The 25,493-nt window shown below is 67.7% G+C and carries 28 protein-coding genes; 13 read left to right on the top strand and 15 right to left on the bottom strand.

The annotated features are described in order from the left end of the window. Positions 1-45: 45 nt before the first annotated feature. The gene (locus tag C5E10_RS17240; protein WP_258064908.1) at positions 46-858 is read right to left on the bottom strand and encodes an IclR family transcriptional regulator; all 813 of its coding nucleotides are present in this window, start codon (positions 856-858) and stop codon (positions 46-48) included. Between the two features lie 67 nt (positions 859-925). Next, a complete protein-coding gene (locus C5E10_RS17235) occupies positions 926-1,984 on the bottom strand; it encodes a D-2-hydroxyacid dehydrogenase (RefSeq protein ID WP_104244749.1) in 1,059 nt (352 codons plus the stop codon). A 111-nt stretch (positions 1,985-2,095) separates the two neighbouring features. Here C5E10_RS17235 and C5E10_RS17230 point away from each other — a divergent pair, with 111 nt between their 5' ends. Continuing rightward, the gene (locus C5E10_RS17230; protein WP_104332697.1) at positions 2,096-2,992 is read left to right on the top strand and encodes an NAD(P)-dependent oxidoreductase; all 897 of its coding nucleotides are present in this window, start codon (positions 2,096-2,098) and stop codon (positions 2,990-2,992) included. On the opposite strand, the gene C5E10_RS17225 is transcribed toward C5E10_RS17230, so the two are convergent. Both C5E10_RS17225 and C5E10_RS17220 read right to left on the bottom strand, forming a co-directional pair. After that, a complete protein-coding gene (locus tag C5E10_RS17225; RefSeq protein WP_104332686.1) occupies positions 2,989-4,029 on the bottom strand; it encodes a hypothetical protein in 1,041 nt (346 codons plus the stop codon). The genes C5E10_RS17230 and C5E10_RS17225 overlap by 4 nt on opposite strands. 147 nt (positions 4,030-4,176) lie before the next feature. Then, the gene (locus tag C5E10_RS17220) at positions 4,177-4,572 is read right to left on the bottom strand and encodes a GreA/GreB family elongation factor (RefSeq protein WP_219820400.1); all 396 of its coding nucleotides are present in this window, start codon (positions 4,570-4,572) and stop codon (positions 4,177-4,179) included. A gap of 601 nt (positions 4,573-5,173) precedes the next feature. Between C5E10_RS17220 and C5E10_RS17215 the strand changes: the two genes are divergently transcribed. Further along, positions 5,174-5,527 (top strand): hypothetical protein, encoded by a 354-nt coding sequence (locus C5E10_RS17215; protein ID WP_104332684.1) that lies wholly within the window; start codon positions 5,174-5,176, stop codon positions 5,525-5,527. Here the strand turns inward: C5E10_RS17215 and C5E10_RS17210 are convergent. Then, complete coding sequence (locus C5E10_RS17210) at positions 5,518-6,516, bottom strand: YafY family protein (RefSeq protein WP_181062816.1); 999 nt, start codon at positions 6,514-6,516, stop codon at positions 5,518-5,520. The two genes, C5E10_RS17215 and C5E10_RS17210, sit on opposite strands and share 10 nt — an antisense overlap. A gap of 142 nt (positions 6,517-6,658) precedes the next feature. Here C5E10_RS17210 and C5E10_RS17205 point away from each other — a divergent pair, with 142 nt between their 5' ends. After that, on the top strand, positions 6,659-8,137 hold the full coding sequence (locus tag C5E10_RS17205) for an MFS transporter (protein WP_104332682.1): 1,479 nt from the start codon (positions 6,659-6,661) through the stop codon (positions 8,135-8,137). Here C5E10_RS17205 and C5E10_RS17200 read toward each other — a convergent pair. Further along, positions 8,134-8,502 (bottom strand): nuclear transport factor 2 family protein, encoded by a 369-nt coding sequence (locus tag C5E10_RS17200; RefSeq protein WP_104332681.1) that lies wholly within the window; start codon positions 8,500-8,502, stop codon positions 8,134-8,136. The genes C5E10_RS17205 and C5E10_RS17200 overlap by 4 nt on opposite strands. A 121-nt stretch (positions 8,503-8,623) precedes the next feature. Between C5E10_RS17200 and C5E10_RS17195 the strand changes: the two genes are divergently transcribed. From C5E10_RS17195 to C5E10_RS17185, 3 genes are all read left to right on the top strand, one after another. After that, positions 8,624-9,082, top strand: a complete 459-nt coding sequence (locus tag C5E10_RS17195; protein ID WP_104332680.1) for an Lrp/AsnC family transcriptional regulator — start codon at positions 8,624-8,626, stop codon at positions 9,080-9,082. A gap of 28 nt (positions 9,083-9,110) precedes the next feature. Beyond that, on the top strand, positions 9,111-9,776 hold the full coding sequence (locus tag C5E10_RS17190; protein ID WP_104332679.1) for a 4a-hydroxytetrahydrobiopterin dehydratase: 666 nt from the start codon (positions 9,111-9,113) through the stop codon (positions 9,774-9,776). Positions 9,777-9,913: 137 nt separating this feature from the next. Further along, positions 9,914-10,576, top strand: a complete 663-nt coding sequence (locus C5E10_RS17185) for a hypothetical protein (protein WP_146080324.1) — start codon at positions 9,914-9,916, stop codon at positions 10,574-10,576. A 28-nt stretch (positions 10,577-10,604) separates the two neighbouring features. On the opposite strand, the gene C5E10_RS17180 is transcribed toward C5E10_RS17185, so the two are convergent. Further along, positions 10,605-11,066: a VOC family protein gene (locus tag C5E10_RS17180; protein WP_104332677.1), complete on the bottom strand. Its 462-nt coding sequence runs from the start codon at positions 11,064-11,066 to the stop codon at positions 10,605-10,607. Between the two features lie 110 nt (positions 11,067-11,176). Here C5E10_RS17180 and C5E10_RS17175 point away from each other — a divergent pair, with 110 nt between their 5' ends. From C5E10_RS17175 to C5E10_RS17165, 3 genes are read left to right on the top strand one after another with little or no spacing between them, the layout of a single operon-like run. Next, a complete protein-coding gene (locus C5E10_RS17175) occupies positions 11,177-12,166 on the top strand; it encodes a YafY family protein (protein ID WP_104332676.1) in 990 nt (329 codons plus the stop codon). A 34-nt stretch (positions 12,167-12,200) separates the two neighbouring features. Beyond that, the gene (locus C5E10_RS17170) at positions 12,201-12,800 is read left to right on the top strand and encodes an NAD(P)H-dependent oxidoreductase (RefSeq protein WP_104332675.1); all 600 of its coding nucleotides are present in this window, start codon (positions 12,201-12,203) and stop codon (positions 12,798-12,800) included. Between the two features lie 23 nt (positions 12,801-12,823). Beyond that, entirely contained in the window at positions 12,824-13,099 is a 276-nt protein-coding gene (locus C5E10_RS17165; protein WP_104332674.1) for a DUF1905 domain-containing protein, read from the top strand. Between the two features lie 6 nt (positions 13,100-13,105). Here C5E10_RS17165 and C5E10_RS17160 read toward each other — a convergent pair whose 3' ends face one another. Then, on the bottom strand, positions 13,106-13,297 hold the full coding sequence (locus C5E10_RS17160; protein WP_104332673.1) for a glycine zipper family protein: 192 nt from the start codon (positions 13,295-13,297) through the stop codon (positions 13,106-13,108). Between the two features lie 137 nt (positions 13,298-13,434). On the opposite strand from C5E10_RS17160, the gene C5E10_RS17155 reads away from it, so the two are divergent. Further along, positions 13,435-14,871: a DUF2130 domain-containing protein gene (locus C5E10_RS17155; protein ID WP_104332672.1), complete on the top strand. Its 1,437-nt coding sequence runs from the start codon at positions 13,435-13,437 to the stop codon at positions 14,869-14,871. A 33-nt stretch (positions 14,872-14,904) separates the two neighbouring features. Here C5E10_RS17155 and C5E10_RS17150 read toward each other — a convergent pair whose 3' ends face one another. The 6 genes from C5E10_RS17150 to C5E10_RS17125 are packed head-to-tail and all read right to left on the bottom strand — an operon-like array spanning position 14,905 to position 21,206. Then, positions 14,905-16,383: a cation acetate symporter gene (locus C5E10_RS17150; RefSeq protein ID WP_104332671.1), complete on the bottom strand. Its 1,479-nt coding sequence runs from the start codon at positions 16,381-16,383 to the stop codon at positions 14,905-14,907. After that, positions 16,380-16,751, bottom strand: a complete 372-nt coding sequence (locus C5E10_RS17145; protein ID WP_104332670.1) for a heavy metal transporter — start codon at positions 16,749-16,751, stop codon at positions 16,380-16,382. The genes C5E10_RS17150 and C5E10_RS17145 overlap by 4 nt, the downstream gene beginning before the upstream one ends. Then, entirely contained in the window at positions 16,748-17,467 is a 720-nt protein-coding gene (locus C5E10_RS17140) for a LytTR family DNA-binding domain-containing protein (protein ID WP_104332669.1), read from the bottom strand. The genes C5E10_RS17145 and C5E10_RS17140 overlap by 4 nt, the downstream gene beginning before the upstream one ends. Further along, positions 17,464-18,666: a sensor histidine kinase gene (locus C5E10_RS17135; RefSeq protein WP_104332668.1), complete on the bottom strand. Its 1,203-nt coding sequence runs from the start codon at positions 18,664-18,666 to the stop codon at positions 17,464-17,466. Before C5E10_RS17135 ends, C5E10_RS17140 begins: the two co-directional genes overlap by 4 nt. Before the next feature lie 33 nt (positions 18,667-18,699). Then, a complete protein-coding gene (locus C5E10_RS17130) occupies positions 18,700-18,933 on the bottom strand; it encodes a YbdD/YjiX family protein (protein ID WP_104332667.1) in 234 nt (77 codons plus the stop codon). 8 nt (positions 18,934-18,941) lie between these two features. Then, entirely contained in the window at positions 18,942-21,206 is a 2,265-nt protein-coding gene (locus C5E10_RS17125; protein ID WP_104332666.1) for a carbon starvation CstA family protein, read from the bottom strand. 254 nt (positions 21,207-21,460) lie between these two features. Here C5E10_RS17125 and C5E10_RS17120 point away from each other — a divergent pair, with 254 nt between their 5' ends. The 3 genes from C5E10_RS17120 (at position 21,461) to C5E10_RS17110 (ending at position 24,115) form a co-directional block, all read left to right on the top strand. After that, positions 21,461-22,648, top strand: coding sequence for an ATP/GTP-binding protein (locus C5E10_RS17120; RefSeq protein ID WP_104332665.1), 1,188 nt, complete (start codon positions 21,461-21,463; stop codon positions 22,646-22,648). Next, complete coding sequence (locus tag C5E10_RS17115; protein WP_104332664.1) at positions 22,645-22,989, top strand: hypothetical protein; 345 nt, start codon at positions 22,645-22,647, stop codon at positions 22,987-22,989. Before C5E10_RS17120 ends, C5E10_RS17115 begins: the two co-directional genes overlap by 4 nt. A 61-nt stretch (positions 22,990-23,050) precedes the next feature. Beyond that, the gene (locus C5E10_RS17110; RefSeq protein WP_104332663.1) at positions 23,051-24,115 is read left to right on the top strand and encodes a hypothetical protein; all 1,065 of its coding nucleotides are present in this window, start codon (positions 23,051-23,053) and stop codon (positions 24,113-24,115) included. An 85-nt stretch (positions 24,116-24,200) separates the two neighbouring features. Here the strand turns inward: C5E10_RS17110 and C5E10_RS17105 are convergent, their stop codons facing one another. Further along, complete coding sequence (locus C5E10_RS17105) at positions 24,201-25,037, bottom strand: hypothetical protein (protein ID WP_146080323.1); 837 nt, start codon at positions 25,035-25,037, stop codon at positions 24,201-24,203. Positions 25,038-25,493 lie beyond the last annotated feature (456 nt).

The raw sequence follows: 25,493 nt of genomic DNA, 5'->3' as shown, positions 1-25,493 counted from the left end.
CGACGTTCAACACTTTGAACGCACGAGATGTTGCCGAGGTCTGAGCTACCGCCCTGCCAGCGGGTTCGTGAGCTCCCGCGCGGCCTCGATGAGCGCTGCACCGACGCGAGCGACGTGCTCCGCATCCGCGAGCTCCGTCGGCAGAGCCGCCCCGAGCGCAAACGGGGGATCACTCGGCGACCAGGAAGCGAGCGGCACCGCGACGCCCGTCACGCCCCCGACAGAGCCGTTCGAGTCGATCGAGTAGCCGCGCTCCCGAGCGACGGCGAGGCAGTCGAGCAGCTCCCGCGTCGTCCCGATGCTCTGCGGCGTCAGCTTCGGGAAGGAGGCGGAGGCGCCGACGAGTTCCACGACCTCCTCGTCGTCGAGACGCATGAGCAGCGCACGACCCGAGGCCGTGAGCGCCGCCGGCAGGCGCGAACCCAGCGGCGTGCCCAGCTGGTAGCGCCGTCGACCCTCGTGACGAGCGAGGTAGACCGTGTCCGGGCCGTCCAGCATGACCACCTGCACGAGCTCGCTGCGAAGCACGGGAGACGCATCGCACACACCGAAGAACTCCCTGATCTGGTTGAACTGCTGCGCGAAGGCGCCGCCAAGCTCGGCCGTGCGCCTGCCCAGCTGATACCCCTGGGGCACACGCTGCAGCATCCGCCCGTCTTCGAGCACGGCGACCAGATTGGCGGTCGACGACTTCGCGATACCGAGCGCCCTTGCGATATCGCTCAGCGTCATGGGCGCGCCATCAGCGTCGGCCAGCAGCGACAGGATGCGCAGCGAGCGCGTCACCGCCGGTGCGAGGTCGCGCTCCGGCGCGTCCTGCGCGCCCGCCTTCGTTGATGCATCCGCAGCTTCTGGCACGGTGCCGCTCCTCGCCTCGTCACGCCCGCCGGCCCGTTGACGTCGCAACGGGCCCACAGGTGGGAAATCAGTAGAACTCGACGATATCGACAACGTTCTTGAGCGGCTCACCGTCGAGGAGCCGCCGCGCGTTCTCGGCGAAGAGCTTCGCGATCCGGGGCTCCTCGGCGCTCGAGAGCGCGGCCGTGTGCGGGCTGACGAGCACGTTCGGGTGCGCCCAGAGCGGGCTCTCGGCCGGTAGCGGCTCCACCTCGAAGACGTCGAGGGCCGCGAACCCGACGCGGCCGTCGTCGAGGGCCGCGAGAAGCGCGGATTCGTCGATGACCGTGCCGCGCCCGACGTTGGAGACGATGACCCCCGGCTTCACGTTCGCGAAGACCTCCTCACCGAGGAGTCCCGTCGTCGCATCGGTGCCGGGGAGCGTGACGACGATGGCGTCGGCCTCGGACACAGCCGAGGCGAGCTGGTCGATGGGCACGAGCCTGTCGACACCCTCGACGGCCTCGCCACTGCGCGTCGTGCCGAGCACGGTGGCACCGAGGGCCGAGAACTTCAGCGCCGCCGCCTTGCCGATGCCGCCGAGGCCCACGATGAGCACGGTCATCTCATCGAGCTGGCGCATCTCCCAACGGCCCGTCCACTGCCGGGCCGACTGCTGCTGCTGCAGGCGCGGAAGATCCTTCGCCCCGGCGAGCACGCCGAAGAGCGCGAACTCGGCGAGGGTCCCGCCGTGGACTCCGGCACTTGTCGTGAAGACGATTCGCTCGAGCGCATCCTGGCCGAGGCCCGCCGCCTTCACCTGCCCTCCACCGCCCGCCGCCGTCGCGTGCACCCAGCGGAGTCGCGGGTTGGCCGCGACCGTGCGCGCGAGGGAGGCGGAGTCGACGTCCGGGAGCCCGAAGAGGACGTCTGCCGAGTCGATCAGCTCGTCGAACGCGGCCTGCTGCTCGGGAGTTCGAGTCACGCTCGGATCTCCGGACCAGTCGGCGGGCCCTCGCATAGGCCGGTAGAACGTGTGGTCCCGCACGACTTCGAGTCGAGGCTCGAGGCGCTCGACGAGCTGGCAGAGCTCCTCGCTCAGGTCGACGGCGACGACCGCGCGCAGTTTCTGGGGGCTGTCAGTCATGGGATCCTCTTCGATTCGTGGCGACAGGTGCAGTCTCTCGTGGTGAAGTCTACGTCGATTCAACACTGTGGACACTGTCCTACACAATGATCAGCAGGCTAGGGTGTGCTCATGACCACTGCTGCTCACACTCCTCGCGTCGGCGTACTCGGCCTCGGCGCCATGGGTCTCCCGATGGCCGGCCACCTGCTCGCCGCGCACGGCACCCTCCAGCTCACGGGGCGCCGCCCCGACCGGGCAAGCGCCCTCATCGAAGCGGGCGCCACCTGGCACGAGTCGCCACGCGAACTCGCCGCGGCCAGCGACGCGATCCTCGTCATGCTGCCCGACCTCCCAGAGCTCGAGGCTGTGCTCGCCGGGGACGACGGCCTGCTCGCTGGCGCAGGAGAGCTGCTCATCATGGTCGGCTCCACCGTGTCGCCAACCGGGCTCCGCGAGCTCGCGGAGCGCCTGGCCAGCGTGAGCGAGGGTCGCGTTCGCGTCATCGACTCCCCCGTCTCCGGAGGCGAAGACGGCGCGAAGGCTGGCACGCTCTCGATCATGCTCGGCGGAGGTGACGACGAGGTCGCGACGGCCACGAGCATCCTGAGCCCCTGCGGACGCCCCGTGCATCTCGGGCCGCTCGGCGCCGGCGAGGTCGCGAAGGCCTGCAACCAGATGATCGTGTCGTCCACGATCCTGGCGCTCGGCGAGGCGAGCGTGCTCGCCGAGCGCAGCGGCATCGATCTCGCCGTGCTCTGGGACCTGCTCGGCGGCGGCTACGCCGGATCCAGGCTGCTCGAGAGCAGGCGCGAGAAGCTCGTCACGGGAGACGACTCCCCCTCCGGCGTCGCCAAGTACATGGTGAAGGACCTCACCTTCGCAGCCGACGTCGCCGACGCGACCGGCACGCATCCAGTGCTGCTCCCCACCCTGCGGGCCGCCTTCGACGAGCTCGTGGATGCTGGCTTGGGCGAGCGGGACATCGCCGTCACCAGACGCTTCGTCGCGGAACGCTCCGAGAACTAGACCGCGAGCGACGTCCGCGGCGCGAGGAACTGGATGTCCTCGCGAGGAACGCGCTGCTTCCCGCCGCGCAGGTAGCCGTAGGCGAGCGAGGTGACCACGCCCTCCTCGGCGTTCGGGCCCGCTGAGAACGTGAAGTCGAGGGTGAGCGTCGAGCCGACGGGAACCTCCTGCGTCGTGGTCCACACCTCGCTCGGCGCCGTGGCCCAGTCCTCTTCGTTCAGGAAGCCGGGGCGAGCAGCCCCGTCGATCGCCACCGTGGCAACGTCGAACGCGGTGATGAAGTCGGTCGGCTGGCTCGCGAACGAGTACTCGATGGTCTCGCCGGCAGGGATCGGGTTGGGTCCGGTGGACGTGATCGTGAGCTGCCGCGGGAAGGAGTAGGTGTACTCGCTTCCATCGATCGTGACCGGATGCACTCCCCACACGGTCGAGAGCGTCGCATCCCACGGCTCGATGTCCTCGATCTTGGACGTGTACGTGACGGTGTTGTTGCTCAGGTCCGGGTCTCCGCTGGTGATCACCTCGACCTTCCAGGGCGCGAGGTCGGGGAGCATCTCCGTCAGCGCGCTCGGCTGAGTGGGAAGGACACGAAGCCGGCCCTCCGCCCCAGCCGCGATCGGCTCCGGGTGCTCGGCCGACTGGGTCGAGACGTTCCCGACCGTCGTGATCGGCCCCGGAACCGAGCCTTCGGTCCATTCGACTGCCGTCGCCCAGCGGGCGTCCCAGCTCGCGCGCGCCGTGAATCCCGTCGGCGCTGGCGCCGTGCTCAGATTCGTGACGGAGAACATGGTCCCGACCGTGAGCGACTGGAGCTGCAGGCCGTCATCGCTGTACCAGGAGTCGGTGTAGCCGGCTCCGTTCGTGAGCTGGAGATCTGCGCCGGTCGCGCCACTCGCGGAGGAGGCCGGGGCGGCACTGGCCAGAGCGATGACCGGAAGAGACCAGGCTGCGCCGGTGAGGATGCTGCGGCGGCCGATCTCGCGTCGCTCGCTGTTCGAGACGCCGGCGGAGCGTGTGGAGGGTGTGGTGCGGGGCATGGCGGGGGTCCAATCTGCGGAAGCCATCGGGGGAGGTCGTGCGGCTACGGCTCTCGCACCGAGGTGCGGAGAAGAGGCGCTCACGATACCCGGATTTCCCCGGTGAATTCCCGCTATCACCCGGGGAGTTCTCCCCGGGCGAGAGCACTACCAGGAGAACGGCACGGCAGACAGAATGGTGACGCGCTGCTGGCCGGCCGGTGCCGTGAAGGTCACCGTGCTGCCGACTCGGCTCCCCAGAATGGCCTCCCCGAGGGGCGAGTCGGACGAGTAGACGTCGATCGCGACGCTCGGGTCCAACCCGGCGAGCACCCTATTTCCGAGCAGGAAGGTCGCCTCGCGCCCGGCATCGTCGAAGCGAACCGTGACCTGCATCCCGGCCTCGACGAGCCCATCGTCGGGCTTGGCGGCGACCTCGGCATGATCGATGAGCTTTCGAATCTCCCTGCCGCGCGCCGACGAGTCGGCGCCCACGCGCAGCAGCGCCTCGAGCTCGTCCTGCAGGGCACGCAATGCCGTCGGCGTCATCCAGACCGTTTCCACGGGAACCTCCTCTTTCATGTCGCGAAGCGACAAAAGGGTAAACGATCATGATAGCCCAAAAGCCCCCAGAAAAGCCATTTTCCCCGAGGATGAGAAAGTGCAGGAAATGGACTATGGTCGTCCGGATACCCGCCAGCTGAGAAAAGGGAAGCGAGTAAGAGAATGGCAGACAGAAAGTCCAAGGAAAACGCGAAGAAGGCACCCCAGCTCACACTGAAGGAGCGACGCGCACTCAAGCGAGACAAGACCCAGGCAGAGGACCCGTTCAAGCGAAAGAGCTAGAACGACAGGCCACACGGGGACACCTGAGACCACCGGAGGCTCCCATGCGCCTCCTTCGCAGCTCTGAACGAGGTATCAAGCCATGTTTTCGTCGAACCCCGGCGCCCTTTCGGCGCCGGGGCATCGTCACGCAGGAAAAGCAGCCAAGAAGATCGTGCCAAAGCTCATTCTTCGGGGCGACGCCTTACCGTGCCTTGCCACCCTTGACCCACGTTTTCGGTCCGATGAAAACGGACCCTCCAAATTTGAGGAACTGGCGGATTCTCCTGTCTCCCTGGTTATCGGAAGAGACGCTGCTCGAAGAGAAAATCGCCGAAGCTTGTCCGACCTCCTCCAGGAGGTCATGCACGACTGCGTCGCGCTCTCCTCGAAGCTGCCGAAGCTGCGCCACGTCATCGTGGTGCTCGCGAACCCGGGCCTCAGTGATTCGATCGTTCTCACCGCCTGCGAGCAGGCCGCCTCGCGACTCTGCGAACAGGTCGCGAGAGAACACGGCGACTACCTGGTCACGACATTTCTCCTCGTCGCCGATTGCGACGACCCTGAGTTGCTCGCTCGACGCATCCGCGACCGAGCCGCGCAGCCACCGGCGACCGATTCCGCCTGCGCACTCACCTGGGACGACATCAGGGCCGTCTCCATCGAGTTCGCTGCCATGAATCGCTACGTCTGACACCGGCGCAGTGACTCAGGGGCGTCCGCCTCCTCTGGGAGGCCGACGCGCAGCAGCCGGCGACCCCAGGCTCGCAGCGCGTCGACGAGTTCAGGTGGTCCGACGACCTCGCACCGGGCATCGAGCTTGGCGAGCAGGTAGACGACGTAGTCGAGGTCGTCCGTGCGCATCCGCACCTCGCTCCACCCTTCTTCGAGCTCGAGGACCACGCCCCACTGGCCGACCTCAGCCCGTGCGTCCTCGGCTGGCACCTCGACTCGCACGACCGCCTCGTAACGGGTGGGCAGGTTGCGGATGCTCGACTGCACGAACGCGTCAGCATCGCCTCCCGGAATGGGCCGCGAGCCGAAGCTCTTCGCCAGGGACTCGACGCCGCGCATCCGGTCGAGGCGGAACGTGCGCCAGCCACCCGCACCCTCGTCGAACGCGACGAGGTACCAGCGGCGGGCGACCGGGACGAGCGCGTGCGGCTCGACGAGCCGACTCGAGAGGGCACCATCTCGCTTCTCATAGGCGAACGCCAGCATCGTGCGGTCCCGGCAGGCCGTCGCGACGCTGGCGAGCACGGCGACCTCGACCTGGGGCGCCCCCGCGCGCGCCTGCCCGGCGCCGACCGTCGAGCCGATACCAGCAGCGAGCTTGCGCACGTGCATCGGCAGCACTGGCACGATCTTCGCGAGCGCGCCGACCGCCGCGTCCTGCACCCCTTGGACCCCACTGGCAGTCACGGCCCTGAGTCCGAGCACGATCGCCAGGGCCTCCTCGTCGCTGACCATGAGGGGCGGCAGCGAACCGCCCGCGCTCAACCGGTACCCGCCCCCGACGCCGCGCGTCGTCTCAACCGGGTAGCCGAGATCCCGGAGCTGCTCGACGTCACGCCGCAGCGTGCGCGGGCTCACCCGGAGCTTCGTGGAGAGCTCATCGCCGGTCCAGAACCGGTGGTTCTGGAAGAGCGTGAGTAGCGTGAGCATGCGGGACCCGGTGGACATGGTCCCATCGTAGGGAAATAGCGGCCAGTATCCGTCCGCAATTACCGTCATCGTGAATCCTGCAAGCATCACCCGACCCGCTTCCGAATGTCGGAGGACAGGTGGATGATGAGAACACCGATTCAGGAAATCAGGGATACGCATGGCCGACACCACACCCCCGTCCACACCTGAAGAACGCTCCTCGGCTCCAGAGGCCTCGCCGCGAGCGCTGCCACATCAGGACGTGCCGACGCTGGCGACCCTGCGCAGCTTCTACCAGGTGCTCGTCAACACGCTCATCGCCAACGTCACGACGAGTTACCTGTGGTTCGCGCTCACCTTCTGGGCGTACCTCGAAACGGGTTCGGTGCTGGCGACGTCCATCATCGGCGGCAGCTACATGCTGCTCGTGGCGGTCTTCGGCATGATCTTCGGCGCGATCGTCGATCACATGAAGAAGAAGGCCGTCATGCTCATCTCGAGCGCGGTGACCCTCATCACCTACCTGCTCGCGGGCGTGCTCTACCTGAGCTTCCCGGAGGAGGCGCTCGTCGACTGGAACGGCATCTGGTTCTGGCTCTTCGCCGGGGTCATCCTGGTCGGCGGGGTCGTCGAGAACCTGCGCAACATCGCGCTGTCGACCACCGTCACGCTCCTGGTGCCCGCCGACCGGCGCGACCGGGCGAACGGCCTGGTCGGCACGGTGCAGGGCATCGCGTTCATGGTCACCAGCGTGTTCTCCGGCCTGTCGATCGGTCTGCTCGGCATGGGGCCGACCGTGCTCATCGCGATCGTCGCGACCGCAGTCTCGTTCGCTCACCTCCTCTTCGTGTCGATCCCCGAACGCGGCATCGCCCACGACCCAGAAGCAGGCGCGGCGAAGGTCAACTTCCGCGGCGCGATTCCCGCCGTCATGCTCGTGCCCGGACTGCTCGCGCTCATCCTCTTCACGACGCTCAACAACCTTGTCGGCGGCGTCTTCATGGCGCTCATGGACCCGTACGGCCTCACCCTGTTCTCGGTCGAGATGTGGGGAGTCTGGCTCGGCGTCACGAGCATCGGATTCATCGTGGGCGGCGGCCTCGTCGCGAAGTTCGGCCTCGGGAAGAACCCCGTCCGCACCCTCCTCATCGTCAACATCGGCGTCGCCCTGCTCGGCGCGACGTTCACCATCCGCGAGTACGGCTGGCTGTTCATCGTCGGCATGTTCATCTTCATGGCGATCATGCCCATCGCGGAGGCGGCAGAGCAGACCGTCATCCAACGCGTGGTGCCGTTCGAGAAGCAGGGACGCGTGTTCGGTTTCGCGGCCACCGTCGAGTCGGCCTCGACGCCCATCAGCGCGTTCATGATCGGCCCCATCGCGGAGTTCTGGCTCATTCCCTACATGGAGTCCCGCGAGGGCCAGGAGTCGCTCGGGTGGATGCTCGGCGACGGCGATGCCCGCGGCATCGCGCTGGTGTTCCTGGTCGCGAGCGTCCTGCTGCTCGGCCTCGTCATCGTCGCGTTCGCATCCCCGCAGTACCGTCTCCTCTCGAAGTCGTACGCGGAGACTCCGCCGCCGAACTCGGAGGCAGCCGAGGCCGCTGAAGGGGCTGTCGCCGCGGAGGCACCCGAGGAGGCCGAGCGGCAGCGTTAGGCGTCGCGCCAGGTCTTCGCCACGACCCGGAAATCACCGTCGATACTGGCGAGCGACAGGTGGTCCTCGAAGACCTGGTCGAGGATCCGCAGCCGTACCTTCGCGACGACCAGGTCGGCGGAGAGGAAGTCGAGCGACAGCAGCTCGTCCTCGCGCGCCTGCCCGACCGACTGCGGCGACGGTCGATTGGCGACGATCTCGCGCCACTCGGCGAACAGCATGGCCGTGAACGTCCCGTCGGTGACGTCGAACAGGCTCGCGGAGCTGTCGAAGACCCGGTCGAGCTTGGTGACATCGCACTCGTGCAGCGCTTGGAAGTAGAGGTCGATGGCGGCGGTCACGGCGGGGACTGCGTGGAGTGACATGAGGCGAATCCTTCGGTCGTTGGTGTACCCCTCAATTCAAGCCAGGACGGCGTGGAGACTGAAGGCTCGCTCAACGGACCTAAGCTCTCGAGAGAACAGATTCCACGGTAGTTTCGGTCTCATGCCACCCGATCAACGGTCCAGCCTCGACGGCACCGATCATGAGATCCTCGCGCACCTGCAATCGGACGGTCGTGCCAGCATCGCCGATGTCGCCAGGTCAGTGCTGCTGTCGCCCAGTGCGACGGCGGAGCGGGTGCGCCGCCTCGCGGACACCGGCGTCATCACCGGCTACTCGGTCACCGTCGACGCGGAGGCGCTCGGGTACACGGTCATGGCGTTCGTGCGACTCGCCTACCCCTCCGGCAACTACAAGCCGTTCCACGACCTCGTCGCGACGACGCCGGAGATCGTGGAAGCCCACCATGTGACCGGGGCGGACTGCTTCATCATCAAGGTGCTCGCCAGGTCGATGCGGGACCTCGAGCGGATCACGGGCCGCCTGGCGACACTCGGGGGCATCACGACGAGCGTCGTCTACTCCAGCCCGCTCCCTACACGCCACATCTCACCGGCATAACTCACCCGCTTCGGCGAGAATCGCCGTCATGAGCGATCGAGTCTCCCCCAGACAATTTCGGCAAGCGGACGGCACCGCCGACTGGCGGGTCGTGGGTGACGGCGCCCGCGCGAACTTCACGACCGGCGACTTCGCGAGAGGCGCCGCGTTCGTGGCTGAGATCGCTCGCGCCGCGGACGAGGCCGATCATCACCCCGATGTGGACCTCCGCTACGGCTCGGTCATGGTGCGCCTCATCAGCCACGACGTGGGCGATATCAGCGAACGCGACGCCGCCCTCGCCGCGCGCATCTCCGAGATCGCCCGCGGGCTGGGCATCGAGGCGAGCCCGGACTCCGTGCAGAGCATCCAGATCGCGATCGACGTGTTCGACCTCGACGCTGCGCTCCCCTTCTGGGAGGCCGTCCTCGCGTACGAGCGGCGCGGTGGCGAAGACCTGGCCGACCCGATCGCCGTCGGACCGAACGTCTGGCTGCAGCAGATCGACGCGCCCCGCGCCGAGCGGAACACGATGCACGTCGACGTGTACGTTCCACGCGACCAGGCTGACGCTCGCGTCGCGGCGGCCCTCGCTGCTGGCGGGCGCATCGTCGACGACGCCAACGCCCCGGAGCACTGGACCCTCGCCGACCCGGAGGGCAACGAAGTCGACGTCGCCCCGTGGCGCGACGACAGTTCGTGGAAGCCCGAGTAGCGCGCATCCGCCGCCGCAGCGCAGTGCGACGGAAAGTTCAGACCCGAGACGCCCCGAGTCAGCGGCCGTTTCGCAGCTGACGACGCCCGCATAGCTTGGCCCGAATACGCCAGGTACCAGCGAGGTGAGGAGTCCCGATGTCCGCGCAACCCAAACCCTCAGCAGTGATGTCGATGGGCACGCTCAGACTCGTGGAGACGGGCGAGCAGATCGAGCCGCGGAGGCTCGCGCACGCCAGGACCGACGCGCAGCTCCTCCAGGAGCTGCGCGCACTCCGCGGGGAGAACGCCGACCTCGCCGAGAGACTCCACGAGACTGAAGCGCGACTCCGAGGCGTTCAGAAGCGGCTCCGAGTCCTCCAGAAGGCCCGGGATGAGGGCGTGCCGAGCATTGACTTCGCCGACCAGGAGGAATGGGCTCGCCACCAGATCCACGTCAGCTGGCTGCAGAACTCCTCCGCGATCGACCGGGCCGCGCATCCGCTCGGCGAGTACCTCGTGGGCCCCGCCTTCGCCGCCTCGGTCAGATCACTCGCGCCGCAGCTCCAGGCGAAAGTGTGGCGTGCGGCCGTCGACGTCGTGACCGGACGCGGTCGGCACCTGCATTCGAGGGGCGCGCATCCGCTGCGCAGCGGCAATGGCGCGCACGCCCACGACATCGTCCGCGACGACGGCGCGAGGTGCTTCCGCTACTCCGTCGGCTTCAAGGCGGCGGGTGCCAGACGCCTGCACGCCTGGCACCTGCCGGACGGGCGAGTGGAGCTCTGCCGCGTCGTCACCCACGGCGACATGTCACCGTGAGCCGTGGCCGACACCCCGGGCCGGCGGCTCAGACGGCAGCCGCGACATCGAGCACCCAGGTCACCCCGAAGCGGTCGCGGAGCATCCCGAAGCCCGCTGACCATGCCGAGGCGGCGAGCGGCTCGATGACGGCGGCCCCCACGGACAGGGCATCCCAGTGGGCGGTGATCTCGTCGAGCGTGTCCCCGCTCACCGCGAGGAAGAAGGGCTGGCTCGTCACGGTGGTGCCCTGCTCCCGCCGCGTGTCCCCCACCGCGCCCGCGAGTCCCTCGGCAGCTTGGCCGAGGGTGTCGTAGGCGAGCACGCGGAAGCCGTTGGGGGCATCCACTCTCCCGAACACGACGCTGGATGCGCCCGGCAGCTCGGCGGGCATCCCGAACTGCGCGTAGGTGGCGATCGAGACCTCGCCGCCGAAGACGCCCGCGTAGAACTCGAGCGCCTCGCGCGCGGTGCCGGCGAAGTTGAGGTGGGTCGTCGTGGTGATGCTCATGGTGTTCCCGCTTCCTGACTGGATTCGAAGGTGCGCGGCTCGTGCCGCTGCGGCGATGATGACAGCAGTAGCGGACGGGTTCGGTCCTCTACTCGGGGGACACTGATCGCATGACCTCGGCAACCTCCTCGCGCATCCTCACCCTGCTGTCGCTGTTGCAGACTCGGCGAGAATGGTCGGGCTTGGAGCTCGCCGAACGTCTCGACGTGACTCCGCGCACCGTTCGCCGCGACATCGACCGGCTGCGCGAGCTCGACTACCGGATCGAGGCGTGGAAGGGACCTGCGGGCGGCTACCGCCTCGCGGCCGGCTCGGAGCTGCCACCGTTGCGGTTCGACGACGAGCAGGCCGTCGCGATCGCGGTGGCACTCCGGGGTGCGCCCGCGCTGGGAGTCGACATCGACGATGCCGCCGCGCGTGCCCTCGAGACGGTGCGACAGGTCATGCCGTCGAGGTTGCGGCACCGGGTCGATGGCATCCGCTTCACGGGAGCGACCGGCGCGCGGGCCAGCGAGCTCGTCGATCCAGCAGTGCTCGAGCTCGTGAGCCGAGCGGCCCAGGAGCACCGCGTGCTGCGGTTCGACTACGCGGGCGGCTCGTCGCACGCGGCCGTCGACGTGGCGACCCCGACGCCCCCTCGGCGGGTCGAACCGCACACGGTGCTCGCACGGAACGGGCGCTGGTATCTCGTCGCCTGGAACCTCGACCGGAGTGAGTGGCGCGTCTACCGAGTGGACCGGATCGCGCCGCGGAGCCAGCTGGGCGCCCGCTTCGAGGAGCGGCGACTGCCGAGCGGCGACGCCGCCGCCTTCCTCGCGGCGCGGTTCACAGGTTCGAGCGCGGAAGACCGGTGGCCGTGCACGGGCGACCTGCTCCTCCGCGTTCCGGCGCGCGAAGCAACGAAGTGGTTGCCGGATGCGACGGTCGCCGAAGTCGACGACTCCTCCTGTCGACTGCTGCTCGGCTCGTGGTCGTGGACCGGCATCCTCGCGTCGATCACGAGGTTCGACGCCGACTTCACGGTGCTCGGCCCGCAGCAGCTCGTCGAGGCATCCACGGCTCTCGCCGAGCGTCTTGCATCGGCGAGCCGGCGTCCCTGAGCGTGGTCGGAGGTGGGACCCCGAGAATGATGGGATGCCTACGCTCATCGTGACCGCGCATCCCGACGAAGATTCCCTGACCCACGCCGCGGCGCTGCAGCTGCGCGAACGCCTCGAAGCAGACGGCGTGGAGGTGGAGCTCGCGCACCTCGCGCAGGAGGGCTTCGACCCGCGGTTCACCGCGCGCGACCGCGCAGATTACAAGGACGGGGCGATCACAGGTCCGGACGTGCTCACCGAGCAGGCGCGACTCGACCGCGCGAGCGATGTCGTCCTTGTGTTCCCCGTCTTCTGGTGGTCGATGCCGGCGCTGCTGAAGGGGTGGATCGACCGCGTCTTCATCACCGGGTGGGCCTTCGAGCTGGGCGACGACGGCCGCGTACTGGGGAAGCTCGGGCACCTGACGGCGCACCTGCTGCCGGTCTCCGGCTTCTCGGAGGCGGCCTTCGCGCGGCACGGCTATGAGGAGTCGTTCAGCACGCAGATCGAGCACGGCGTCTTCGACTATTGCGGCATGCCGCGCGGGGCGAAGGCGTTCATCCGCGAGTCGGAGGATGCGGCTTCGGTGAAGCTGGGCCTCGAGGCCGCCGTCGCCAAGGTAGCCGCGGCGGTTGGAGCACCGAGCAAGGTCTGACACCAGCGAGCTACGCTCACCCCATGACCGACAAGCTCGTCTTCAGTGGTGAAATCGTGAACCCGGAATGGATGCCCTCGTGGTCCGTCATCGAGGTGCCCGGCTCCAAGGAGTTCTTCGGCACCGGCAAGTCGGTGAAGGCCGACACGACCGTCGACGGGTTGGCCGTGACTTCCGCGCTCATGCCCACCGGGCAGGGCGACCATTTCATTTCGGTGAGCGCGGCGCTCAGGAAGAAACTCAAGAAGGACGTCGGCGACCGCGTCGACGTGGTGATCGGGCACCTCGCGGCGAAGTAGGCCCCGCTACTTCGATCTCGCCTGGTAGGCGGCGCCGATGACGATACCGACGAGCATCCCGAGGCCAGCGCCGAGCGCGAGGTTCTCGAACAGGAGCATCCCGATCGCCGCGCCGAACGGCAGGCCGAGCGCGATCCCGATCCCGACCGCGTTCGCGGACTTCCTGTCTGAGCCTTCCGAGCGTTCCGGTTCCGTCATGCGCCCAGGCTAGGGGCCTCATCTCCACAGTCACCGGTTGGTTCGCATTCGGACACCCGGGGAGCGTTCCCGAGGCTGACGCGCTTTACGATGACCACACGGAGCATCGCCGATGACGCACTGCAAGGAGAACTGACGTGCACGAGATCACCTGCCCCCACTGCCACAAGGCGTTCAAGGTCGACGAGGCTGGATACGCGGACATCGCGAAGCAGGTCCGCGACGGCGAATTCGAGAAGGACCTCCACGAGCGGCTCGAGCTCGCCGAGCAGGCGAAGCGCGCCGAGATCGAACTGGCCGAGTCGAGGGTCGTGCAGGAGTTCGAGGCGGCCGCCGCGAAGAAGAACGCCGAGCTGCAGGAGCTGAAGGCGAAGCTCGAAGCGGGTGAGGTCTCGCAGAAGCTGGCGATCGCCGAAGCGCTGCAGAAGATCGAGAAGGAACGCGACACGCTCACGAACGAGCTCGCGACGGCCAGACAGGAACGCCAGGCGGCAGAGCAGCTCGCGGAGGCGCGGCGTGCCAGCGAACTGCAGCAGGCCGCATCCGCCAAGGAGACCGAGATCCAGGAGCTGAAGGCGAAGCTCGGCGCGCTCGAGACGCAGAAGAAGCTGGCCGTGAACGAAGCCGTGGGACGCGTCGAGAAGGAACGCGACGAGTTGAAGAACGGCCTGCAGCGGGCGAAGCTCGAACGCCAGCTCGTCGAGAACTCCCTCAAGGACAAGTACGAGACGCAGCTGCGCGACCGCGACGACGCCATCGAGCGCCTCAAGGACATGAAGGCACGCCTGTCGACGAAGATGCTCGGGGAGACCCTCGAGCAGCACTGCGAGACGCTCTTCAACCAGCTCCGCGCCACCGCCTTCCCGAACGCGTACTTCGAGAAGGACAACGACGCTCGCAGCGGCAGCAAGGGCGACTACATCTTCCGCGACTCCGACACCGACGGCACGGAGATCGTGTCGATCATGTTCGAGATGAAGAACGAAGCAGACGGCACGGCGACGAAGAAGCGCAACGAGGACTTCCTCAAGGAGCTCGACAAGGACCGCACCGAGAAGGGCTGCGAGTACGCCGTCCTCGTCTCCCTCCTCGAGCCGGACAGCGAGCTCTACAACACGGGCATCGTCGACGTCTCCCACCGCTACCCGAAGATGTACGTCGTTCGGCCGCAGTTCTTCATCCCCCTCATCAGCCTCCTGCGCACGGCGGCCACGGGTGCCCTCAAGTACAAGGCGGAGCTCGCGTCGGTGAAGGCGCAGAACGTCGACGTCACGAATTTCGAGGAGCGACTCGACGAGTTCCAGCACGCCTTCGGCCGCAACTATGAGCTCGCATCCCGCCGCTTCGGGGAGGCGATCGACGAGATCGACAAGGCCATCGCCCGGCTCCAGAAGGTGAAGGATGCGCTCCTCGGCTCCGAACGCAACCTGCGCCTCGCGAACGACAAGGCGCAGGACGTCACCATCAAGAAGCTCACGCGCGGCAACCCGACGATGACGCAGAAGTTCGCGGAGCTGGGAGGCGGCGACGGGCCGGCGGCTCTGCCTTCGGACGCCCCCGAGCAGCAAGCCTGAGCGGGGCAGCCCACGCGTCGCTCCCCGGAACCGCTACCCAGCCGAGGGCGGCACCGAGCGCCGCTCGGGCGTGTGGAGTCGCAGGAAGAACTGATTCGGCGACCCCTGATCGGTCCGCTTCCAAGCCCTGGAGACGAGTACAGCCAGGATCGTCGCCAGCGGGATCGTCCACGCCGCAGGCTGCGACAGGAGCGGGCTCGGGGATCCGACCTCGCTCAGGTATGCGCCGAGCAGCAGTGCAGTGACGCTGGAGACGCCACCGCCCACCATGCTCGCGATGGCGCCTCCCGCGGTGAGGCCCCGCCACCACACCCCCAGGATGAGCACCGGCGCGAGCGTGGATGCGGCGACGATGAACACCACGCCGACGCTCGAGACCAAGCCGGCCGGGGCGCTCACAAGAGAGAAGGCAAGCGGAACCAGGCCACAGAGCAGTGCCGAGAACCGGTACGAGCCGACCGTCCCCTTGAGGAGATCGCGGCTGACCACCCCGGCAAGCGCGACCACGAGACCCGCCGTCGTCGCCATGAAGGCGGCGAACGCCCCGGCAACGACAAGCGCGGTGAGGAGCTGGCCGGTCACTCCGTCGAACACCCTCGATGGAAGCACCAACGCGACGGTGTCAGCGAGACCCGGTCGGGCCAGATCCGGGGCGAGCACTCGCGAGAACAGGGCGAGCACGCTGGAGCATGCGTAGAAGGCGCTCACCATGACGATGACGATGACCGTCGTCCGCCGCGCGGAACCTCCGGACGGGCTCGTGTAGAAGCGCACGAGGACATGCGGCAGCCCCATCGTTCCGAGCAGCAAGGCGATCATCAGGGAGATCGACTCGTAGGCGTCGAAACCCGCCGGACCAGCGTCCGCTGGGAACACCTCGCTCAGCGTGAACGGATCCGCTCGGCCTGCCAGCGCGACTCCGATGAACACGGCGGGCACCAGCACCGCCATGAGCTTCAGCCAGTACTGGAACCCCTGCACGAACGTCATAGCGCGCATCCCGCCCGACGCGACCGCGAAGGTCACGACCGTGGTCACGACAACGCCGCCGACCCATTCGGGAGCCCCCGCCACCACGGTCAACGCGATCCCGGCACCCTGGAGCTGCGGGACGATGTAGAGGAAGCCGATGACGAGCACCGCGACACTCGTCACCCGGCGCACGGGCAGCGAATTCAATCGGGCCTGCAGGAAGTCGGGGATCGTGTACGAACCGCTCCTGCGCAGCGGGGCGGCGATGAAGACCAGGACGAGCAGGTATCCGGCGGCGTATCCGATCGGGAACCAGAACCCGCGGGCACCCTCGAGCAGCACGAGCCCGGACAGCCCGAGGAAGGTCCCAGCGGAGAGGTACTCGCCGCTGATGGCGGACGCGTTCCAGATCGGCCGCACGCTGCGGGATGCGACGAGGAAGTCGCTTGTGGTTCTCGAGATCTTCAGCCCGTACGTGCCGATGAGCAGTACCGAAGCGACGACAAGTGCGACGCCAAGCAGATTCAACGAGGTGTTCACTGGTCGCCCAACAGCGCGAAGTAGCGCTTCTCATTGCTGGAGGCGGCACGCACGTAGATGATCGCGAAGACGCAGATGACCGGATAGAAGCCGAACGCCTGGATGAGCCAGGCCAGCGGATACCCCATGAGCGTCTCCTCGTTCAGCGCGGGAAGCGCGGCGAGAGCGAGTGACATCGCAGCGATCACGGCAATGAACGCGCCGAGCACGCCGAGCCCCAGACGCAGCTGACTTCGCAGCAGCTCCTGTGCGTAGAAGGACTCCACCTCGTCGACCTCCACCTCGGGTGGAGACGAGGCGCGACGCGAAGCCGCCCCCGCCTTCAAGCCGTCGCCGCTCACCCGAATGCGCTTGGGCTTGTCCTTCACGACGCCGACGCCTCGCCTCGAGCTATCCGGCGAACGGAAGGCAGAAGGCGGCGGCTCACGGGAATGGCGACCTCACCGAGCTTGATGACGGGGTCAGCGCCGGTGAGCCGGAACTCCGTGATGGCACTCGTACGCACGAGGTGGGATCGGTGCACGCGAGCGAAACCTGCATCCGCCCACCGACGTTCGAGTTCCGAGATCGGCACGCGGATGAGCCTGCCTTGGTCTCTGCCAGTGTGCAGCCTCGAGTAGTCGCCCTCCGCGTCGACCCAGCGGACCTCGCTGCGACGCATGAGGTGAATGGCGGAGCCGAGACTGATGGTCAGCACCTCGTCCTCCACCTCGGGCGAGCTCGCCCGGAAATCCTCGACGCGATCGAGTGCGCGACCGAGACGGTCCGCTCGGATCGGCTTCAGGAGGTAGTCGAGCGCACGCAGCTCGAACGCCTCGACGGCACGCGTCTCGTCGGCGGTGATGAAGACGACCGCCGGAGGCCGAGGGACGGCCTGCAGTGAACGCGCAAGCTCCGTGCCCAGGAGTCCAGGCATGTGGATATCCAAGAACACGGCGTCCACGGCATGCGCGTCGAAGCGGCGAAGCGCGTCGACCCCGGAGGTGCAGGCGATGACGTCCTCGACGCGCGGGTCAGCGCGGAGCAGGCGAGAGATGTCGTTCAGCGCAGGTACTTCATCGTCCGCGGCAAGCACACGCATCATGTCGTCGACTCCGCGCGCAGCAGATCGGGGTTGTGCTCAGACTGCGATTTGGGCACGCGCATCCGCACCAGGGTTCCCGCCCCGATGTTCGTCTCGACGTGGAAGCTGCCGGCCTCGCCGTAGACCTGACGCAGTCTGGCATCGACGTTGCGAAGACCCACATGGGCTCCCTTGCTCTCCGTCGTCAGCAGGCTCCTCAGCGTCTCCGGATCCATCCCAACCCCGTCATCCTCGACGACGATCTCCGTGTGAGCGCCCGCATCGTACGAGGCGATGCGCAGCGTGCCTCCAGCCTCCACGGGTTCCAAGCCGTGCCGTATCCCGTTCTCCACGAGCGGTTGCACGGAGAGGAACGGGATGACCGTCGACAGTGTCTCGGGAGCGATCTGCAACGTCACGTTCAAGCGGTCCCCGAACCTGGCTCGCTCGAGCTCCAGGTAGGACCGGATGCTCTCCAGCTCGTCCGCAAGCGTCGTGAACTCCCCCTGCCTCCGGAACGAGTACCGCGTGAAGTCCGCGAAATCGAGCACCAGTTCCCGCGCACGATCCGGGTCGACGTGCACAAACGAGGCGATCGCCGTCAGCGCGTTGTAGATGAAATGCGGCGAGATCTGCGCGCGGAGCGACCGCAGCTCCGCCTCCGCGAGCGCCGAACGAGAGGTGTCCAGCTCCCCGAGCTCCACCTGCGCGGCGCACCAGTCGGCTGCCTCGCGGACCACCCGCACCAGGGCTCCGCGGACCGGTGACGAGAACGCCACCAGCACCCCGATGGTCGTCCCATCGACGAGGATCGGAGCGCCCACCGCATCCGGAGCATCCGAGTGACGGCCCTGACGGAAGACCTGAGGCCGGCCGGTCGACCGCACGCGCTCCGCGACCTGGCGGGCCGACTCCTCCAGGTGCGGCGCCCGCGTATCGAAGATCACACCGCCCTCGTCGCTGACGATCGCGGCAGCTGAGGAACCCAGCAGCGTGCGCAGGTGCTGCGCCGCGCGGGGCACCCGGTCCGACGCGACGCCCTCGCGCAGGTGGGGTGCCGCGAGGCTCGCCTGGTGCAGCGCCCGGTAGGCGGCCTGCTCGGCATCGCCGCCGAGCCCCGAGGTGTCCCGCGCGAAGCGCCGTGCCAGGAAGAGCGCGAGGCTCAGCGCTCCCCCCGCCACGAGGCCCGCGACGGCGGCCACGACGACGCTGTCATCCATGCGGACAGCCTAATCGCCAGCGTTCTCGCTCCATCAGCAGCATCGAGCGCCAGGATTCCGGTCCTGGTGGTCGGACTTCTCCCGCCAGAACTCCCGTTCCGTCATCGGCGTCTCGCCTGGGCGATCCCGGTGACACGCGACGTAGTCGTCGTACGCGTGATCACCCATGAGCGTCGTGATGTACCAGCGCACGCCCCGCGTGAAGCGCCGGACCGCCGCGAACACGACTGCGCCGCGCGACGTTCTGGTCACGGTCGACTCGGACATGGCATCTCCTAGTGGTGCGATCGGGGCTTGTGCTCTTGGGCCAGGATCGGCTGCCACCGCTTCTCGAGCTCTTTCTCCGGTGGACTGGGCAGGAGGCCTGCCGGCGCGAATCGGCGGGATGCCACCGCCGGGTCCTCCGTGTTGTCCCCGCCGCCCGCTCGGATGGCGCGGACCGTGACGATGGCCGCCGAGATCATGACGACGATGGCGAGCACCACGAAGACTATGGAGAGCGTCCCCTGCACGGCTGTATTTCGGATGACCGCCTCGAGCACCTCCGGCGTTCCCAGCTCGGAGCTGCCGCCACGCTGCGCGTCGAGGTACCGGAAGTGGTTGGCCCAGTACCCGATCGTGGGCTCCGGCGAGAAGATCTTCATCATCGAGGCGGTGATCGTCACGATCGCCGTGAAGACCAGGGGAACGGCGATGATCCAGATCCACTTCAGGTAGCGACGACCCCGTTTGGCGATGATCGCCATCACCACAGCGAGCGCGATGGCGGCGAGCAGCTGGTTCGCGATGCCAAAGAGCGGGAAGAAGGTGTTGATGCCGCCAAGCGGGTCGGTCACGCCGAGAATCAGGATTGCACCCCAGCCGGCCACCATGATGGCCGTGCAGATCCAGACTCCGGGACGCCAGGACACGTTCCGGAACTTCGGGAACCAGGCACCGAGCGAATCCTGCAGCATGAACCGTGCGACGCGAGTTCCCGCATCCACCGCCGTCAGGATGAAGAGCGCCTCGAACATGATCGCGAAGTGGTACCAGAACGACATCATCGCCGGCCCGCCGATCGCCTGCTGCATGATCTGCGCGAGCCCCAGCGCAAGAGTCGGAGCGCCTCCCGTGCGCGACACGACCGACTCCTCGCCGACCGCCGCAGCCGTTCCCGTGAGCATCTCCGGGGTCAGGTTCACCCCCGTGAGCCCAAGCGAGTTGACGAACGCGACCGCCCCCTCGACGGTTCCCCCCGTGGCAGCAGTGGGCGAGTTCATGGCGAAGTAGATGCCCTGATCCACAGACAGCGCGGCGACGAACGCCATGATCGCGACGAATGACTCCATGAGCATGCCGCCGTAGCCGATGAAGCGCGTCTGCTTCTCCTTCTCAACGAGCTTGGGCGTCGTTCCTGACGCGATGAGCGCGTGGAACCCGGAGAGCGCTCCGCACGCGATCGTGACGAAGAGGAACGGGAACAGCGGGCCAGAGAAGACGGGGCCGAGCCCGGACTCCCCGAAGACGGAGATGGCTGGGACCGTGATCTCGGGGCGCACGACGACGATCGCACCCGCCAGCATGACGATCACGCCGATCTTCATGAACGTCGACAGGTAGTCGCGGGGCGCGAGCAGGAGCCAGACGGGAAGCACGGCTGCGATGAATCCGTAGATGATGATGCCCAACGCGATGCTCAGACGATCAAGCCCGAAGATGGCCTGGCCCCACTCGGTCTCAGCCACCATGCCGCCGCCGATGATGGCGGCCATGAGCAGGACGAACCCGATGATCGAGACCTCGGTCACTTTGCCCGGGCGCAGGTACCGCAGGTAGACGCCCATGAACAAGGCGATCGGGATGGTCATGCCCACCGAGAAGACGCCCCAAGGGCTCTCCCCGAGTCCGTTGACGACGACGAGTGCGAGGATCGCGACGATGATCAGCATGATCAGCAGCGAGGCGATGATCGCCGCGGTGCCGCCGATCTTGCCGAGTTCCTGACGCGCCATCTGGCCGATGGTGCGGCCCCCTCGTCGCATGGAGAAGAACAGGACCGTGTAGTCCTGCACCGCACCCGCGAACACGACGCCGACGATGATCCAGATCGTGCCGGGGAGGTAGCCCATCTGAGCTGCGAGCACAGGCCCGACGAGCGGCCCGGCTCCTGCGATCGCCGCGAAGTGATGCCCGTAGAGCACCCGGCGGTCGGTGGGGACGTAGTCCTTGCCGTCGTGCTTGACCTCCGCGGGAGTCGCACGCCGGTCGTTCGGCCTGAGCAGGTGCTTCTCGATGACCTTCGAGTAGAAGCGGTAGCCGATCAGGTACGTGGAGACCGCCGCGAAGACGAACCAGATCGCGTTGACCGTCTCACCGCGGACGATCGCGAGCATCGTCCAGGCGATCCCGCCGACCAGGGCCACGACGCTCCAGACGATGACCTTCTGCCAGGTCCACCGCTTCCGGTCGTCCTCCTCCGATACGGCAACCGGTGGAAGTTTCGAGTCGGTGATGATCTCGTCATCGTCGTCGCGTCTCTGCAGCGAGGGTGCGGTCATGGTGGCTCCTTAGCCTTTCGCGTCATTGCGTCCAGACACCGTAAAAGGGGACTCGCGCGAACAGCCAGTGGCCGACGCCGTCTGTGCGACGTGCGGCCACGATCCTGCGATGAACGGTCGTTTCGAGCAGGCGGAGCGCATACCCGGCGACAGTTCCCAGGACGCCGCAGAGGCGAACGCCTAGGCTCGACGCTCCGCGCACCACTTCCGCGAGACCCGCGGAAACCCGCCCCCGACCCGCAGGAGACGCGCCCATGGCATCAGCGAAGAGCAGGACGCGAGAGCAGCACATCGCTGTCTTCGGCGGCAGCGGAAGCGGGAAGACGGTGCTCGTCTCCTCGTTCTACGGCCCGACGCAGGAGCCGCAGTTCGCGAAGGACAACCTGTACGAGGTCGTCGCCGACGACACGGGGCAGAGCGACAAGCTGTACCAGAGCTACCTCGGCATGAAGAACGCAGCGAAGGTGCCCGCATCCACTCGCTTCTCACACACCGCCTACTCGTTCATGGTTCGGCCGAAGGCCTGGTCCCAGCAGCGGGCGAAGCAATCGAAGCCGTTCGACGCGCTGCGCCTCGTCTGGCACGACTACCCGGGCGAGTGGTTCGAGGAGTCCGCGGTGGGCGCCGAGGAGACCCGTCGGCGAGTGGAGACCTTCACGGCGCTGCTCAGCTCGGACGTCGCGCTGTTGCTCGTCGACGGGCAGCTGCTCCTCGAGAACGAGGGCTCTGAGGAGCTGTATCTAAAGTCGCTCCTCACCAACATCCGCTCCGAGCTGCTCCGCCTCAAGCCCGAGCTCCTCAAGGACAGCAAGCCCCTGACGCAGTTCCCTCGCATCTGGGTGCTGGCGCTGTCCAAATCCGACCTGCTTCCCGAGATGGATGCGCACAGATTCAAGGCGCTTCTCGTCGAGAAGGTCAGCGACGAGCTCGACCAGCTGCGCCAGGAGCTGCGCGGCTTCGTGGAAGCACCCGAGGCGATGTCGTTCGCCGAGGACTTCATCCTGCTCTCCTCCGCGAAGTTCGAGCCAGGCAAGATCGAAGTGACCGAGCGCGTCGGAGTCGACGCCGTCCTCCCTCTGGCCGCCATCCTCCCCTTCGAACGCCACGTCAAGTGGGCAAAGACGCTGCACGACGGCGGCAAGGTGGCCGAGAAGATCTTCGGCAAGGCTGGCGACGTGGCCGGCGTCGCGGCGATGGGGGCCCTGTTCGTCATCAAAAAGGTCAAGCTGCCGGGACCGCTCGGCCTGCTCGCCGGGCTCGCCGCATCCTTCGTCTCGAAGGATGCGATCGAACGCGGAGCCTCGCTCGCGGGCGACAAGCTCAAGGCGGTCAACGCGGAGGCGCTCGCCAAACGTGACTACCTCACGGCGATGCTCACGCGCTTCAAGCTCGACCTCGAAGACGCCGAACGCAAGGGCATTCTCCTCCGGAGCAAGAAGTGAAGCTCATCTGGGCCACAAGGGGCCGCACCTGGGGGCATCGCTTCCTCCTCGACGGCGGCTACGCCGACCCCCTGCCCGAGTACGACAAGGCGTTCTCGAGCCTCGGCGACGACTCCGAACTCTGGCATCTCGGGGATGACCGGGCGGCGCTGCGCTTCCCTGATCCCGAAGGACGCGCTGACCGCGCCGGCCGGCCCATCTCCCACGAGTTCGTGGTCTTCGCCCCGGAGCTCAACAGCATCTCCTCGGCGGCGACCGGCCTGTCGCTGATCTGGACCCAGCCAGCGATCGCGGCCCGGTTCGCCGACATCTGGGACCTGCCCGCACCGCCCCGCGCATGACCGCGCACGCCGCGATCGACCGAAGCTGAACTCGAGAGGAACTCGGGGAGAAGGAGCCACGATGCAGCACCACGCTTTGGAACCTGAAGCGACCGGAACCGTCGGCGCCGGAGCCGAATGGATGCACGATGCGAATGGCGCGCGCTCGCAGGCGGACCCGCTGCGCTGCGAGTTCGCGGGCTGGCTCGGGGATGAGCTCGTCAGCGTGCTTCCCGACTTCGTCGTCACCGGTGCACTCGCCGACGCCCTGCGCGCCTCGGACCTCACTGGGTTCGAGCTGCACGAGGCGACCGTCACGAAATCGCCGGAGTTCGTCTCGTACGCCGGCGCGTTCCCGGAGCGCTGGGAGCGGCTCGCGCCCACCGGCCGTCCAGACACGGACCACGACTTCGCCCAGCGAGATGGGATGCTGCTGGTCAGCGAGCGAGCCCTCTCGCTCCTCAACGGACACCGCATCGTCGAAGCGCAGCTCGCGGCGGCCGGAGAGACCGCCGAGGCATCTCGGTTCGCGCGGCACCGCGACGAAGGACGAGCAGCCGCGCTGCTCCGCGAGCAATCCGCGCAGGATTCCGAGGCCGACGACGATGCCAGGGAAGTCGCCCGCCTCACCGCGCTCGTCGACGCGCTCGACCCAACCGCATCCACTCCGCCGACGATGCGCGTGAACGGCGACGCGAAGCGCACGGTGGCCGGGGACCTCACGCTTGCGGCGGCCGCGCTTGGCAAGAAGATCGAGGACCCCGCGACCCTCGCGCTGCTCCGACTCATCGACGGACCGATCGAGATCAACCGCTCCGGCGCGTACCAGTGCGCCTACCGGAGCACCGATCGTTCCCTCATCGTGGGGATGAAGGGCGGCGCGGTGAGATGCGTCGAGCTCGTCTTCCACCCGCACCGCAACGCCCCGGAAGCCAACTACCCGCGCACGGCGCACCTGATCACGGGGCTCTCCCCGTTCACGCGCGAAGGGGTCCTCGAGCACCTCGGCGACCCGAAAGAAGCCCTCCCTCCGGACGAAGACGAGCGAAGCCGCGACGAATACCGAATCGGCCGCCAACGCGTGATGCTCTACTGGAGGGGCCAGGACTACTCGCCGCGGTCGGTGATGGTCGGCCGGAAGGGCTGAGGGCTGCAGGGTGAGGGCTGCGGGCTGCGCTACCAGGTCCAGCTTCGATGTCGTGCCCTCTGGCGCCGGGCGGAGCCGCAGCCCGCTACGCATCACGTGCCTCAGCTCTTTGCAGCGCGGCGCGCACTTGGTCCACGAAGCGTGTCGGCGTCGGCCAGAGCTGCGCCGCGGTGGCCCGGATGGCAAACCAGTCGATTTCCTGCAGGCGGTTGACGCGCCCGATGTCCTTCCGCCACTGTCGCTTGTCGGTCCGATGATGGTCACCCTCATACTCGATGGCGATTCTCTGCGCCCGATACGCGAGGTCGACACGTCCCACGAACTCTGGACCATTCCACACTTCGACGCCGACTTCCGGCTCTGGCAGGCCGGCGGCGACGATCACCAGCCGGGTCCAGGTCTCCATCGGAGATTCCACTCCGCAGCGAATCCGTGCGGCGGCGATCCTCAGCGACGCTCCCCCTTCGCGATTTCCCCAGGCGTTCGCGATGCCCGCCAGCTCTTCGAGTGAAGCAAGTGGCGGCGCTGTCCTCGCGCCGTCGGGCGGGGTGTTCGGCCGGACCAGCCGCTCGTAGTTCGTGGAAGTCGCGACGAGTGCATCGCCGAGCACGACCAGCTCGGAGACCTCGAGATGTCTCGCGGCCGTCGCCCAGGTCAGCGCCGGCGAGGCGACTGGCGCGCCCTGCAGATCGCGGGCATCCCAAAACTGTTCATGGATGCTTCGCGACCGGATTCCGCGCCCCGCCGGCCGGTTCCGGCCCGCCGGCACGAGGACGTGCACCGTGGAGTCCCCATCGAGGCGACACGGGACGGGGAGACCCCAGACGCGGGCAGCGGTCACGCCGCCGAGAGCACTCCGTTCCCTGAGGCGCGGCACGAACGCCTGCGCGATCTCGAGGGGCGTGGTTGCGATCCCGCGCATCCGCACGCCTCGGTGCGGGCTCGTGAACTCCGCTGAGTTCAGCTGGCCCGCCGTCAGTCCCGCGAGACGCCCGTCCCCGACGCTGAAGGGACCGGCCGCGGTGCCATCCGGCAGGTTCTCGGGTCCAGACATGCGCCCAGAGTACGGACGCGCGCCGTCTCCTCCGCGTTATCCACAGCCGGGACGCCGCCTGCGTCTCACCGGTGCGCCGGGGCCGGCATAGGAAAGGCTCGTGCGGGCTTTTCGCGACGCTGATGGGTTTCTCGGATGCGCGTGATGGGTTTCGGCGACCCATGATGGGTAAAAACCCATCACGGTCACCGAAAGCCATCACGAACCCGGCATCAGAGGCAGGCGCGGCACGGGACAAGGGGGCGCGGGGCAGGGGCAGGGGCGCTGCCGGCGCGCCGCGCCGCTGCCTGAGCTCCGTCTCGGCCGCTCGCTGGTGGGTTGTCG

Source organism: Pseudoclavibacter sp. RFBG4, from assembly GCF_002931515.1.
Taxonomy (GTDB): domain Bacteria; phylum Actinomycetota; class Actinomycetes; order Actinomycetales; family Microbacteriaceae; genus Pseudoclavibacter.
Note: the sequence above shows the minus strand (reverse complement) of the source record. Positions and strands in the feature narration are given on the sequence as shown.